General features: G+C 44.2%; 12 protein-coding genes. 4 read left to right on the plus strand and 8 right to left on the minus strand.

Annotated features, from left to right (window positions below):
• Positions 1–90 precede the first annotated feature (90 nt).
• The gene (locus tag APA_RS13690) at positions 91–324 is read left to right on the plus strand and encodes a hypothetical protein (protein ID WP_236579579.1); all 234 of its coding nucleotides are present in this window, start codon (positions 91–93) and stop codon (positions 322–324) included.
• Between the two features lie 146 nt (positions 325–470).
• Here the strand turns inward: APA_RS13690 and APA_RS13700 are convergent, their stop codons facing one another.
• Both APA_RS13700 and APA_RS13705 read right to left on the minus strand, forming a co-directional pair.
• Positions 471–1,238, minus strand: coding sequence for an amino acid ABC transporter ATP-binding protein (locus APA_RS13700; RefSeq protein ID WP_305076305.1), 768 nt, complete (start codon positions 1,236–1,238; stop codon positions 471–473).
• Between the two features lie 75 nt (positions 1,239–1,313).
• Positions 1,314–3,110 carry a DUF1565 domain-containing protein gene (locus APA_RS13705; protein ID WP_201322828.1) on the minus strand — a complete coding sequence of 599 codons (1,797 nt, stop codon included), beginning with the start codon at positions 3,108–3,110 and terminating at the stop codon, positions 1,314–1,316.
• 230 nt (positions 3,111–3,340) lie between these two features.
• On the opposite strand from APA_RS13705, the gene APA_RS13710 reads away from it, so the two are divergent.
• Positions 3,341–4,183, plus strand: a complete 843-nt coding sequence (locus APA_RS13710; protein WP_201322829.1) for an Rpn family recombination-promoting nuclease/putative transposase — start codon at positions 3,341–3,343, stop codon at positions 4,181–4,183.
• A 20-nt stretch (positions 4,184–4,203) separates the two neighbouring features.
• Here APA_RS13710 and rsmA read toward each other — a convergent pair whose 3' ends face one another.
• Complete coding sequence (gene rsmA / locus APA_RS13715; RefSeq protein ID WP_201322830.1) at positions 4,204–5,031, minus strand: 16S rRNA (adenine(1518)-N(6)/adenine(1519)-N(6))-dimethyltransferase RsmA; 828 nt, start codon at positions 5,029–5,031, stop codon at positions 4,204–4,206.
• A gap of 132 nt (positions 5,032–5,163) precedes the next feature.
• Between rsmA and APA_RS13720 the strand changes: the two genes are divergently transcribed.
• On the plus strand, positions 5,164–5,754 hold the full coding sequence (locus tag APA_RS13720) for a GNAT family N-acetyltransferase (protein WP_201322831.1): 591 nt from the start codon (positions 5,164–5,166) through the stop codon (positions 5,752–5,754).
• A gap of 33 nt (positions 5,755–5,787) precedes the next feature.
• On the opposite strand, the gene glcD is transcribed toward APA_RS13720, so the two are convergent.
• The 3 genes from glcD to APA_RS13735 all read right to left on the minus strand — a co-directional run bounded on the left by glcD (position 5,788) and on the right by APA_RS13735 (position 10,816).
• Positions 5,788–7,290 (minus strand): glycolate oxidase subunit GlcD, encoded by a 1,503-nt coding sequence (gene glcD, locus APA_RS13725; RefSeq protein ID WP_201322832.1) that lies wholly within the window; start codon positions 7,288–7,290, stop codon positions 5,788–5,790.
• A 136-nt stretch (positions 7,291–7,426) separates the two neighbouring features.
• Entirely contained in the window at positions 7,427–7,984 is a 558-nt protein-coding gene (locus APA_RS13730) for a Uma2 family endonuclease (RefSeq protein WP_201322833.1), read from the minus strand.
• A gap of 75 nt (positions 7,985–8,059) precedes the next feature.
• Complete coding sequence (locus APA_RS13735; RefSeq protein ID WP_201322834.1) at positions 8,060–10,816, minus strand: tetratricopeptide repeat protein; 2,757 nt, start codon at positions 10,814–10,816, stop codon at positions 8,060–8,062.
• A 265-nt stretch (positions 10,817–11,081) separates the two neighbouring features.
• Between APA_RS13735 and APA_RS13740 the strand changes: the two genes are divergently transcribed.
• On the plus strand, positions 11,082–11,270 hold the full coding sequence (locus tag APA_RS13740; protein ID WP_201322835.1) for a hypothetical protein: 189 nt from the start codon (positions 11,082–11,084) through the stop codon (positions 11,268–11,270).
• A gap of 59 nt (positions 11,271–11,329) precedes the next feature.
• On the opposite strand, the gene APA_RS13745 is transcribed toward APA_RS13740, so the two are convergent.
• Positions 11,330–12,139 carry a Uma2 family endonuclease gene (locus APA_RS13745; protein WP_201322836.1) on the minus strand — a complete coding sequence of 270 codons (810 nt, stop codon included), beginning with the start codon at positions 12,137–12,139 and terminating at the stop codon, positions 11,330–11,332.
• Between the two features lie 177 nt (positions 12,140–12,316).
• Complete coding sequence (locus tag APA_RS13750; RefSeq protein WP_201322837.1) at positions 12,317–13,807, minus strand: CHAT domain-containing protein; 1,491 nt, start codon at positions 13,805–13,807, stop codon at positions 12,317–12,319.
• Positions 13,808–13,819: the final 12 nt, after the last annotated feature.

Genomic DNA, 13,819 nt, shown 5'->3' on the forward strand with positions numbered 1-13,819 from the left:
GTACAGATTTTGGGGCTTTATATTTAATTGTGCCTAGCTACTTAATGCAATTGTGTTGAGGGCACTTCGCGCCATCAACACAATTGCGAAATGTCATTCTACATAGCTTGTCATATGCCCATAACCAGCGATATCTCTTCAATCATCAACCTAACAATCCAGATTAGTGCTGCGGCTATTTGGCTAGGTCTAGTATTTCTAGCTTCAGAGATCTTGCGCTGCCTCAAGCAAGTTCTAGAATTAGTTCGCAAAGTTGTGCATATTGTCACTGGTAATGTCTTGCCGATCGCGTGGTGGCTGCAATCCCGACTTGGCTATGTGTGACCGCAGGCGTGACATTTAGTGCGATCGCATAGGCACAAGCCGCCTGTACTGCATGGTTTTGCGATCTTGCGGTAGTCACAAGAATGAATATGTAGAAAGTCTTTGCAGGTAAGAACAAATCTAAGATACTTTGATAAACTAGTCTTCTACAAAATCTGTGACAAAAATTTCTTAGTGCGTTCTTCTTTAGGATTTTGGAAAAACTCTTCAGGAGTTGCTTCCTCGACAATTACACCACCATCCATAAACACAATGCGATCTGCGACTTCACGGGCAAAGCCCACTTCGTGCGTTACGACTACCATCGTCATTCCTGAATCCGCAAGCGATCTCATCACATCCAATACTTCTCGCACCATCTCAGGATCGAGAGAAGAAGTCGGTTCATCAAAGAGCATGATTTTTGGTTGCATCGCCAAAGCTCTCGCGATCGCCACCCGTTGCTGCTGTCCACCTGATAGCTGTAATGGATACTTGTGAGCCTGTTGCGAAATGCCAACTCGCTCTAATAATTGCGTAGCAACTTCTGAAGCCTTAGTCTTTGACCATTTGCGAACCCATGACGGCGCGAGGGTAATATTTTGGAAAACCGTGAGATGCGGGAAAAGATTGAACTGCTGAAATACCATGCCCACTTCTCGGCGGATGGCATCGATATTGCGATGGTTCTCTGGCGATAGCTCAATGCCATCGACAAATATTTTGCCCTGCTGATATTCTTCTAAAGCATTAAAGGTTCGCGCAAATGTGGATTTGCCAGAGCCAGATGGCCCCATAATTACTACCACTTCACCACGGTTTACCGTCAAATTCACGCCCTTAAGAACATGAAAGCTGCCATACCACTTATGCACGTCTTGGGCGACAATCATCGGCTCAGTCATGGATGGATTTGAGGCTAATGTTTCTTGCATGATGATAGGGTGCTTGTGCTAATTACTGAGCCGAAAACCAAGAATGAAATGCTTCGCAAAGCGAATTATTTCATTCTATAGGCTATTTTGATGAATTACACGCGCATCTAGACCAATTGCCGATCGCACAATTGTTTTTAAGACTTCGGCGCGATCGCGATCGGGGTAGCCTTGCACGAGAATAATACTTCCAAATCGTGAAGGAATGAGTTTGCCACTGGGGACAATGCTGCGGACTCGATTGAGAGCTTCAACATCTGCCGATGGAATCACGACTAAATAAGGGGCTGTATCCCTTGATGGTCGGGGCACTAGTGCCGCAATTTTAGAATTGTAGGGGATTGGCGTTGGCTGGACTGGTGGAGGTGTAATGGTTGGTGGAATGGAGGTCGTTGGAGTAGTTGGAGTAGTTGGAGTAGTTGGAGTAACTGGAGTTGTTGTTGGATTGCTAGGGACAAATATCGATCTCGGTGGAGTGACAGGCTTGGGTGGTACGACGGGAACAGGATCGCGATCGATGAGAACTTCGCTGGGACTTTGCGCAAGATTTGTGTCTAAAGCCGCTAGTTTAGTCGTAGTCACTGGAGCAGTAGTCCGAGGAACTAAAGGAGTAATCGGTTTAACTAGTGTGACTGGCTGCGGTACATCGGGCAATGGCTCAATGAAGATACTACTGCTAGATGGAGCTAGAGCTGTTGGCGGCTTAACGGGAGAAGTAAAACTGGGTTGAGGTTTTGTAATTTCGATAGGATCAACATTGATTGCATTGGTAGGTGTCTTAGGCACAGATGGCAATGTTGTTGTAGCCACAGGTAATGGAGTGCTGGTGATTTGTGGTGCAGGAGCCGTTGGAGATTCTCCGACAAAAGCGATATCCCCTGCAATCTTTTGGGGATCGAGTTGATTGCCAACGGCAACTTGGGTAACCCCAGAATTGTTGTTAAGATCTTTACCTAGATTGTTACGGAAGATATTACCCCCAGCATTTATGGAAGTCCCTAAATCAGGAGTGGGATAGCCTTTGCGGTCTTTGAGAATCACAATTCCATTGCGTTGATTATCAGAAATCAAATTATTTCGCAAAGTCGGAGCCGACAGATTGGAAATTACAATTCCATCATTATTATTGAGAATATTATTGCCACTTATATTCACTCTCGATTTTTGCCCGATCGCTAGCCCAAATCCTGTACTTTCAAAAGTGTTGTTACGGATTTCGCCCGTGCTGCTCCCCACTGCCGATAGACCATTTGCGCCATTTTTCTTAAAGACATTTTCACTAACGATCGCATCAGCAGTTCCTGTCAAAAATAAACCTTCGCGATCGCTATTGATAAAAGTATTATTTGCGATCGCTACGCGCTTACCCGACTCAACCCAAACCGCAGTTCCTCTAGTATTGGGATTGGTAACGGTAACTCCTTCAATCCGCGCATCATTGTCAGCAAGCATCGTAATATTTTGGCTAGCAAAGCTGGTACTAATGAATTTGCCTCCACCCCGAATCACCGTATTCAAGCCTCTAGCTGTCGGTGCGCCACGTAGCGTCACACCTGCAGGAAGTTTAATCGGAAAAGATTCGCCTGTCTCAGCACTGTAGATTCCTTCCTGTAGTTGGATTACTGTTCCCGCCACAGGTTTAGTCGCCAGCGCTGCCGAGATCGATGGATAGGGATTATTTGGCGAACCATCACCGTTGGGGTTAGCACGCGGAGCAACATAAATCTGTGATGCTGTCTGTGGTAATTGGCTAATTTTCCATGTTTGCGCCTGCGTCGGCGACAGGGCAGGACGCGCAAACAGCGGCGGGGCGATCGCTAAAACCGTGATACTTGTGGCGATCGCGCTGAAGAGACTAGGTTTGCAACGCATACAGGAAATCCTCTTAAACCAACGGACAAAAATTCACACAATTGATTATGTGTTTGTGCCAATCAAAATACACGAAAATTCTGCCACTTGCAAAAAATCCTTTGACTTTGGAAATGATATAGCTGTAGCCAGAAAGGTTAGGACAAAGACAAAGCCCAAAAGGGAGTTGCGGCGCAAAGCGCCGCAACTCCCTTTTGGGCTTAGAATAACTAAAGCTATACAATTCCTTGATGTATGACAACACCTGTAAGTTTCTAGCTGAGAACTTTCCCGAAGACTTTGCCTGTTGGCTCTTGGGGAAATCTATTCCGCTAACTAAGCTCGAACCATCTGAACTCTCCGCTGAGCCGATTCGTGCCGATTCTGTCATATTTCTAGAGTCATCGGAAATAGTTGTGCATTTAGAGTTTCAGACCAAAACCGATGAGACAATGGCATATCGGATGGCTAACTATTGGTTGAGACTTTACGGCAAATATCCCACTAAATCAATTCATCAAACTGTTATCTACCTAAAGCGTACAAACTCTCCTCTTGCACACCAGACCAGCTTTAAATCTAAGCAACTAAACCACGAATTTAATGTCATTCGTCTCTGGGAACAACCCACTGATATCTTTCAGCAATACCTAGGACTATTGCCTCTCGCCGTCTTAACCAAAACAAGCGATCCAGAAAAAACTTTAAGGGATGTGGCTAGACAAATTGATAATATTGCCGATAAACGAGTACAAAGTAACGTAGCAGCGTCTACCGCTATAATATCGGGTATAGCCTTAGACAAAGCAATCATCCAAAGACTACTAAGGAGTGAAATCATGAAAGAATCAGTGATTTATCAGGATATTTTAATGGAAGGCGAGGCGAAAGGCGAGGCGAAAGGCAAAGCTGAAGGCAAAGCTGAAACCGCCCGTCAAATAGCCCTAAACATGTTGAGTTCCAGCATGTCTACAGATTTAGTTGCCCAATTTACAGGACTGACTCTGAAACAAGTCCAAAAACTGCAAAAGCTTTCCACAAAACAGCCCAAGATACCAAAGTCTTCAAAGCCAAAGCGATCGCCTAAATCCTAACTTTCAAGTTGGCGATGTTGCTATAGTTTCGACTTGATTATCGCTTCACTCAAAGCAACCCACTGAGCAACATCTAGATCCTCGGCTCTCACTTGTCCATTAATTCCCATTGATTCCAAAATGAGAACCAATTGATCGCGATCGATTTCCGAAATTAAATTGTTTCGCAACATCTTGCGCTTGGTCGCAAAACCTAGTGTGAGCAATCGATCTAAAAACTTAGGATCGCTAGCAGCGGTAACTGGTGGACGCGGGATGATGCGAACAACAGCCGAGTTAACCTTGGGCGGTGGATAGAAAGCCGTAGCTGGAACATCGCAAATAAACTGACATTCTGCAAGATATTGAATCTTGACGCTGAGACCATTGTAGGCTTTATGTCCAGCTTTTGCCGCAAGGCGATCGCCTATTTCTTTTTGAACAAGCAGCACAATTTGCTCAAATTGTTGAATTGGCTCCGAGAGATTTCCCAATAGACGTTTTAGGATTTCGCCAGTGATGTTGTAGGGAATATTAGCGATTACTTTATTTGTCTGAGCAGGAAGAGGAATATCGAGAATGCTTCCTTCGATCAATTGAAAATTTTTCTGATGCATCGTTTTACGAAGCTTTTCGCAAAGATCGCGATCGATTTCCACGGCTGTGAGCGACTCAACAAAGGGTAGAAGTAACCGAGTGAGATTACCAGTCCCTGGTCCAATTTCTAAAATGCGATCGCTTGGTTGCAATTGCCCTGCACGCAAAATTTTATTTAGCACATCATCACTTCGTAACCAATGTTGCCCAAATTGTTTGCGAGGGCGAATAGTTTTGCTAGGGACATAGATGGGATTGTCGGAATTGGTCATTGCGATCGCACAAGTAGATCCAAATTTGTAAGGTTGCACCCCAAAGGGGTGCAACCTTACAAATTTTGGTAATTTATTAGTGATAATAACTGAGATCGTCAAATTATTTTCGCTAAGTCGTTAGCGCTGAATGTGCCAAGCCCCTCTTCTTCGTTTACTATTCGCCAAGCTAGCTCTAGAGATGTCGGTTATGTATCCGATATCTTGACTGAGAGCTTTTATCGAAGTACCGATCGCCAAGTCAACTTTTTGCAACGTTGCTTTACGGATTTGGTCTATCCGATTTTGCGCTACGGGATCATGCTCGATCTCAGTGGTCGGTTTGGTGACAAAACACCTTGCTATGCCTGCCTTGTCGCCACCCATCCTGCCAATAAATTTCAAGCGATCGCCTCTCTTGAAATTTGTATGCGCTACGTGCCTGTCAAGCCATATCGTGAATTTTGGCTAGGACGCGAAATGCAACAATATCCCTATGTATTTAACTTGGCAGTACATCCCCAATGGCGGCGGCGTGGCGTGGCTAAACAACTTTTGTTAGCAGCAGAGCAAACGGTGAAACAATGGGGGTTTTCGCGACTCTATATGCATGTACTTGAAGACAACCACCCTGCCCGTCATCTGTACGATCGCATTGGCTACCGACAGCATAGCCAAGAAGGTATTGTCAATTATTGGTTAATGGGGCGACCAAAAAAATTGTTATTACAAAAAAAATTCTAGGTAAAGACCGCAAAAAGTAAATGCGATTGCACTCTAAAAACGATCTACTAATTTAAACTTCGCATCGCTATGAGTAGGCTTTGCTCCTTCGCCACAAGTGCGCGGAGTCGGTAAAATCTTGGTCGGATTCGCAATCCCTTGCGGATCGAAAACATCGCGAATCCATCGCATTGTCTCCAAGTCTGATTCGCTAAACATCTCAGGCATATAGCACTTCTTATCCGCACCAATGCCATGCTCACCTGAAATGCTGCCACCAACTCTTACACAGAGCTTGAGTATTTCACCACCTAATTCCTCTACAACTTCCAAAGCGCCAGCCTCAGCATTGTTATACAGAATCAAAGGATGCAAATTACCATCACCAGCATGGAAAACATTGGCGACATCGTAGCCATACTTTTCGCTCAGCTTCTCAATCTCTTGCAACACATAAGTCAGCTTAGTACGCGGAATCACTCCATCCTGCACATAGTAATCAGGACTAAGGCGACCCATCGCCGCAAAAGCTGCCTTCCGACCCTTCCAGAGTCTGAGGCGTTGCTCAGGATCAGTTGCTGTGGTCACATTTCGCGCGCCATTTTTATAGCAAATTTCTTCAACTCGCTTGGCACTTTCGGCAACTTCTATTTCTAACCCATCAATTTCAATTAATAGAATTGAAGCAGCATCACGAGGATAGCAATTCGTAGCCACGGTATCTTCGACAGCGTTGATGCTCATATTATCCATGATTTCCATCCCCGCAGGGATAATGCCAGCACCGATCACGTCAGAAACCGTCGATCCTGCGGCTTCTACTGTCGTGAAATCAGCTAATAGCACATGTATGGATTCCGCAGATTTAAGAATCTTCAGTGTAACTTCGGTAGCAATACCGAGAGTCCCCTCAGAGCCAACAAAAATCCCTGTGAGGTCATACCCTGGGCTTTCTGGGATTTTGCCGCCGATATCTTTGATCGAGCCATCAGGTAGAACGATCTTTGCACCAAGAACGTGATTGGTGGTCACTCCATATTTCAGGCAATGGACTCCGCCTGAGTTTTCCGCAACATTGCCACCAATAGAGCAGATGATCTGACTGGAAGGATCGGGAGCGTAGTAGAATCCTGCGCCGCTTACGGCTTGGGTGACCCAGTTATTGATTACCCCCGGTTGGACAACGACACGCTGATTATCAAAATCAACTTCCAAAATCTTTTTCATGCGCGCTGTGACGATCAGCACCGAGTCTGGCAATGGCAAAGCGCCGCCCGATAAACCTGTCCCCGAACCACGCGCCACAAAAGCGACTTTGTATTGATCGCATACTTTCACTACTGCCGATACTTCCTCAGTGGTAAGGGGCAGTACGACGAGAGATGGTTGCTGTTTGTAGCTAGTTAGTCCATCGCATTCATAGGCGATTAATTCTTCACGAGTCCTTACTACAAACCGATCGCCCACAATAGCGATAAAGTCATTAGCGATCGCTTGCCAATCAAATTGCTGTGTATGTGTTAAAGAAGTTTTTGGGACGGGGGCGATCGCGGTCATACTGCATTTACAAGGTAATAACTAGATCGATTTTATCGTAAGTAGCTAAACTTAAAACCCAGAAGTGTGAGTCGCCCGCGTAGCGGGCGACTCACACTTCTGGGTTTCTGAGTTGTCGTTTAGCTTTGCGATCGCCTTAAAAATTTAACCAGTCGAAAATTTGAGCCACTGTCAGCTTTAAATCGATGCCACTAAGAACAGGGACAATTTGAGAACCTTCTAAAATCTGAATGCGACGCTCAGGTAGAGCCACTAAAATATTTTCATCTTCGGGATCGAGTAGCCAACCCAACTCTGTACCATCGTCCACACAATGCAACAAATTGGCTAACACCTTGTTTTGTCTCTGATCGGGAGAAAGAATTTCGATCGCCCAATCGGGATAAATTTCAAAACGGTTTGCAACTCGTCCTGATGATTCGCGGGGAATTCTATCCCAACGAAATACTGAAACATCAGGAACTATCGAAGCTCCTCCAAAAGTACAGCGCAATTCTGTAAAAGCATAGGCAACCTTTGGGATTTCAGCAACTTGGTTGATATTTGTACATAACTTAATTTGTAAGCGACTATGTTTTCCCAGTGGCATAGGTTTTTGGATAATTTGTCCGTTCATAAACTCAGAGGCGGGCTTTGTCTCAGGAAGTTTGAGAAACGTCTCTAGGTTGCTAGGTTTTGTTGCGGCGATTACCATAGTTTTACCTTTGCTTCATAGTACATCTAACATAACATGGCTGCAATTTGGCGATCGCCTTTATAAGAGACTGTTTCATAGCCCATTCCCGATCGCAAAAAATGCCGACCAATAATAGGGATGAGATAATTGCGAAGCATTTGGCACTGTTCCCACGATTCTAACACCAGCGCGATCGCTACCTATCCCCTGCTTGTCACTATTAATCATCGCGATCTGCGCCCTTCGCAAAGCTTCTACAATGGAAACATCGCCTTTTTTTAGTTCGCCATAAAAGGATTCCATTAGGGCTTGTGTACCAGCATCATCGACTTTCCAGAGCGATGCGATCGCAACTCTTGCTCCTGCGGCTTGCATTTGGTAGCCCAATCCTAAGATCTCGACTCCTGATCCTAACTTGGCTCCTATTCCTGACTGACAGGCACTCAAAACTACTAAATCGACATTAGTTAATACCCATTTACGAATATCAGAGATTGTCGCTTTTTCGCCATCGCCAAAGAGAATGAAGGAATTTTTGGGGTCGCCAGTGGAGAGTTGTCCGTGAGTAGCGAGATGGAGAATGGTGTAAGAATTGGAGTTGCTGGTGGTTAGTTCTTTGGTGAAGGCAGTTTCGACAAGGGTGGTGGTACTTGGGAAGCGATCGGCGATTTTTTTGACTTCGATCAGGGTGGCAGGTAGTGCGGAAAGTCCCTGTTTATTGACGTTGCCAAATGCTCCTGCAAATATCTTGGGTGTGGAAATAGGCGGTTTATTAAACTTGGTCAGCGAGGCGGCGGTGATGTTGTTGACTCGATATTTCTCGACTAGCCATTGTTTTCCATCATAGAGGGCGGCGAGGGGAATATAGCGTAACTGTCCATCAGGCGCATAAATGATCGTATCGATTTTTAGTTCTGCTAGTTCTGCTTCAAAAGGTTTGATTAGCCATGTATGCAGTTGCTTGGCAGGTTGTTTGACATCTTCTGAGCCTGAGTCTCTAAGTCCCGCGAGAAACTCAACAATTTCTGCATTCAGTTTTTCGCGTTTGACGTTGATGGTGCGGCGGATTGGTGTGGTTTTGGCAGTAATTAAGATAAGTTCAAGGCGGTCTTCGAGGATCAGGGGATAGAGGAGAACGGCGTTGGGATGTTTGCTGAGAATGTCGGTGCGGAGATTTTGAAAGTTGTTGGTAATATCGACGTTTTGTAGTTTTTCCTTGAGGCGCAGTTCTTCGACTAGGATTTGGACAGGATCGCTATCGAGAAAGGCGATGAATTGATTTTGTTGTTCTTGTTCGGATTTGACGAGTTTATTCAGTCTTTCTTGTTCGGCGGCGGTGATGCTATTGGCGAGTTTGCGTTTTTGCAGTTCGTCGAGTTCGATCGCAAGGGCGATGAAGTTTTGTTCGGGTGGTTGATATTCTATACCTTTTGCGGTTTGGCTGTTACCGCGCACTGTTTTGAGATATTCGCTGAGTTCTTCGACTTTGAGCAAGTCGAGAACTTGCTGGGCTTCCAGAATGCGGTCTTGTTTGAGGAGGAGATCGGCGAGGTTGCGATAGGTCGATTCGACGCTGGTGAGGTAGGATTTTTGTACATCTTGACTTAGTTCTCTAATATCTTTGCGAATTGATTCACGCACGTTGACAGATTGTTTGTAGAAAATTATTGCTAGTTCTGGTTGTTTTTGGATGTTGAATAATAGTCCCAGTTGGCTGAGCGACGTTCCTGCGTTTGCACGATCTCCAATCTGCTTATTGATTTCTACTGATTGTTGATAAAAATTAAATGCTTTTTGATACTCTCCTAAGCTTTGATAAGCTTCTCCAAGATTAGACAGTACTGAAGCCTCGCCAGTGCGATCGCCAATCTGTTTTTTTACAGCCAAAGCTTGCTGTATGAACTCAAGACCCTTTTTTTGCTCAGATAAAGAGCCAAAGCGAAAATAAATTGAGCCGAGTGCATTTAGCGAAACTCCTTCTACATATAGATCATCAATTTGCCTAGCAATAGTCAAAGCCTGTTGGTAGAAATCAATAGCTTCTTTATACATTCCCATCCCATCGTAAGCAATTCCCAAGCATTTAAACGTATCTGCTTCGCCATTCCGATCGTTTATTTGTTTAAAGATTGTTAAAGATCTTTCATGAAGAGGAATTGCTTTCTGTGGTTGAGATAGAAAAACATAAACTAAGCCAAGACTGTTATTTGCAATTGCTTCTACATAGAGATCATTGATTTGTTTTGCAATAGTTAAAGCCTGCTGATGGAACTTGATCGCTTTTGTATATTGATCTAGAAAAAAGTAAGTATGTCCAAGACCAACGAGAGCTTTTCCTTCTCCACTAAGATCGTTGATTTTTTGGTTAATAATTAATGCTTGTTGAAAAGAGTCAATTGAATTTTTATATTGCCCTATTTTCCTGAAAACCTCACCTATCCCAATGAGTGTATTCCCTTGCATGTTAAGATTCTGAGATCTTTGAAAAATAGCCAAAACTTGCCGATAGATCTCAAGAGCTTTTTGGTATTGTCCTAATTTCCTAGAAGCTTCAGCTAAGTTGTAAAGAGTGTTTCCTTCGTTCTCATTATCTTTGATATAGCGATAAATTTGTAATGCTTGATCCCATGTTTGTAATGCTTCTTTATATTTACTAGATCTAGATAGTTGGTTGCCTTTTTCTAAAAGCTGATCAGCTTCTTCTTTGCGGTCTTGAGTCGTTTGTGCCTGAGCCGTCATCAAAGCCAGATCGGGCGGTAACACCATGCCCAAAATCTCGGTCAGACCCACAAACATCAACGCATAAAAACTAGAAGCCTCAACAATACCTTTGCGAGAATGTAGATTCATAGCCATATCTCCGATCTGCGTGCTTACGATCTTACATACATTTCACCCCACCGAGCATATGCAGTTTTCAAGGAAAAAGGTAAAAGGTAAAATCATCGTAGGGGCGAAGCATTCCCGCCACCATTTACGCATATTACTGCAATCTCCAAACGGTAATGCTTCTCCCAAACCACACAACGCATGGACCACTTATCTGTGCATAGCCGAGATGGTAAAGCATTTGCGTACAGAGATTTTTGTGAGGAGTTGAGACATTGTGTCGCAAATGCATTACCCCTACAAAATATTTGTGTTGATGGTGATAGAAATTTTGACCATCCCATCAAAAATCATCGTAGGAGCGAAGCATTACCGCCACCATTTATGCATTTCACTGCGATCGCAAAACGGTAATGCGATCGCCCAAACCTCACAACGCAGGGACAATTTATCTGCGATCGCGAAGAGGGTTTAGCATTTGCGTACAGAGATTTCTGGTGAGAAGTTTAGATATTGTGGCGCAAATGAAAAAAACTACAAACTGTCAGGATCTTCACCCAACTCCCTGAGTCGAGCCGCTAACCTTTCAGCCCTGAGCCTTTCTGAGTCAGCGCGTTGAGCCTCAGATTCAGCCCTGAGCCTTTCTGACTCAGCGCGTTGAGTCTCAGATTCAGCCCTGAACCTTTCAGATTCAGCCCTTTGAGCCTCAGCCTCTTCTGGTAATAACACCAATACTCCAGTGGAGTCATAAAAACGCAACCAAGTTAAAGTTTCTCGGTCAATCGTCCCCACCCAAGTACCTAACCATAAGCCTAATGATTCGCACCATAACCAACCTCGATCATCTGGCGCGATCGCCTGATAAGAATTATGGTGATGCCAACCCTGTAACGAATCAGGTTCAAAGGGATTATAAACAAAATAATCTTGAGTCTTAAACACGCGATCGTACAACTGTTTTTTTAGTCCTAAATCGACATTGGCAGTACTAGGAGACATCAGTTCGATAATCGTATCAGGATAGCGCCCTTCTTCTTCCCATACCACCCAACCAAGACGATCGCGCTGCCCATCGACATCCAATACCACAAAAAAATCTGGCCCTCGGAAGTCACGATTTTTGACTTGAGCGCTGCTGTAGTAGATGAACATATTGCCACCCGTATAAAAGTCAGTCGCCTCACCACGATATTGCTGGTATGAGCGAATCAGAACATTCATCGCCACACGATGTTGATTAGTTTCCAAAGGCTGTCCATCATCAAATATTAAGTCTGTGGGCGGCATGGGTGGAGTCCAGTCGTCCAGTTCGTTAGTCGTCTGTTGGAGAAGAGTATTAACCATATCCGAGAACCAACAAGAAGAATCTGTACCAATATTTTATACTATAGCAACGCAAGAGATAGCTAGGACAAATCAAAACCCAAAAGATGAGTGGCGGCGCGAAGCGCCGCCACTCATCTTTTGGGTTTTGATTTGTCCTAAGCAAAACTTACATTGCTATACAGCGTAAAGACTTTTCTACAAGCCATTACCGATCGCAAAAAATGCTGACCAGTATTTAGGATGATTGAACTTCGATGATTTGATTAGAGAAATTTGCGCTCTATTTAATGCCTCAGTGGGTGAGATATCACCTTTTTTGAGTTCTTTGTAAAAAACTTCCATTAGTGCTTGAGTGCCAGCATCATCGACAGACCAAAGAGAAGCGATCGCATTTTTTGCGCCTACCTTCTGAACTTGATAGCCAAATCCCAAAATCTCTACACCAGTGCCAAGTTTGCCCACACCAGTCTGACAAGCACTGAGTACGATCAGTTCCACATTGGGAATCTGCCAATCGGTAAGCTCACTTAGGCGGATTTTGTCGCCATTGCCAAAAATGATAAAAGAGTTGTCTGGCGCACCAGTATTAAACTCAGCATGGGTGGCAAAGTGCAGCACATTATGATTTTTGAATTTGTCTTCGGCGGCTTGGCGAGTGAAGGCATTCTCTAGCAGCGTCACTGAATTGGGAAAATAACTTGCGATCGCTTCCACTTCCTTGAGGGTCGCTGGTAAAGCTTGCTGTCCAAATTTTTTCTCACCAGTTTTACCCCCAAAGGCTCCTGCGAGGATGTTCGGCGACAGTTTAGGCTTAGGTGAGAAGTCGGAGAGCGTATAAGCAATGAGGTTGCTAACCCGATACTTTTCACTGAGCCATTGTTTGCCATCGTAGAGAGCGGCGAGAGGTATATAGCGCAGGATGCCATCGGGAGCATAGAGAATGGTTTTTGCTTGAGCTTGAACTAAGTCCGCTTCAATGGGTTTAATCAACAAGTTATAAAGAGCAGCAGCAGGTTCTCGATAATCTTCGGAGCCTTCATCAATGAGAGCAGATCTAAATTCTGTAACCAATTTTTCTAGGTTGTCTTTGGAAATGTTGACATTGCGACTAATGGGGAGGCTGTTGGGTGAGAAGAGGATGATTTCGAGGCGATCGCCTAAAATTAGCGGATAAATTAGAACTGTGCCTTGGGGAATCTTTTGGAGGTAGTCGGGAACCTTGTTGATTTCTGATTTGGGAAGTTGCTGGATCTGACTCGCAAGTTGACGATTGAGTTCTGGGGCTTTTTCGTTGCTAATCGCTAGTAGCTGTGAGTTAGTTGCTTTTTCTGGATCCAAAAGCTTAACTCCCTGTGCAGTGCGATCGCTACCTTTAATATTTTTGAGATAGTCTTCGAGTTCTTGGACTTTGAGTAAATCGAGAACCTGCAAGGCTTCCATAATTCGTTCTTGTTTGAGCAGTAAGCCAGCAAGGGTTTTATATGTGGACGCAACAGTTTCTAGATAGGAGGCTTGCTCTTCTTTACTTAGTCCTTTAATATCTTTGCGAATCGATTCGCGAATATTGATCGATTGTTTGTAATAGAGAATGGCAAGTTCAGTTTGATTGAGATTAGAAAAAGCATAGCCTAGATTATTATAGGATTTTGATTCACTATTGCGATCGCCATTTTGTTGGCGTTGCACAAATGAAAGATG

The organism is Pseudanabaena sp. lw0831 (genome assembly GCF_016584665.1).
Taxonomy (GTDB): domain Bacteria; phylum Cyanobacteriota; class Cyanobacteriia; order Pseudanabaenales; family Pseudanabaenaceae; genus Pseudanabaena.

Bases quoted from the DNA above. Each gene is read 5' to 3' on its own strand.
- APA_RS13705 (WP_201322828.1), bottom strand. From the start codon at position 3,110: ATGCGTTGCAAACCTAGTCTCTTCAGCGCGATCGCCACAAGTATCACG.
- rsmA (WP_201322830.1), bottom strand. From the start codon at position 5,031: ATGACCAATTCCGACAATCCCATCTATGTCCCTAGCAAAACTATTCGC.
- glcD (WP_201322832.1), bottom strand. From the start codon at position 7,290: ATGACCGCGATCGCCCCCGTCCCAAAAACTTCTTTAACACATACACAG.
- APA_RS13745 (WP_201322836.1), bottom strand. From the start codon at position 12,139: ATGGTTAATACTCTTCTCCAACAGACGACTAACGAACTGGACGACTGG.
- APA_RS13735 (WP_201322834.1), bottom strand. From the start codon at position 10,816: ATGAATCTACATTCTCGCAAAGGTATTGTTGAGGCTTCTAGTTTTTAT.
- APA_RS13740 (WP_201322835.1), top strand. From the start codon at position 11,082: ATGCATTACCCCTACAAAATATTTGTGTTGATGGTGATAGAAATTTTG.
- APA_RS13710 (WP_201322829.1), top strand. From the start codon at position 3,341: ATGTATGACAACACCTGTAAGTTTCTAGCTGAGAACTTTCCCGAAGAC.
- APA_RS13690 (WP_236579579.1), top strand. From the start codon at position 91: ATGTCATTCTACATAGCTTGTCATATGCCCATAACCAGCGATATCTCT.
- APA_RS13700 (WP_305076305.1), bottom strand. From the start codon at position 1,238: ATGCAAGAAACATTAGCCTCAAATCCATCCATGACTGAGCCGATGATT.
- APA_RS13730 (WP_201322833.1), bottom strand. From the start codon at position 7,984: ATGGTAATCGCCGCAACAAAACCTAGCAACCTAGAGACGTTTCTCAAA.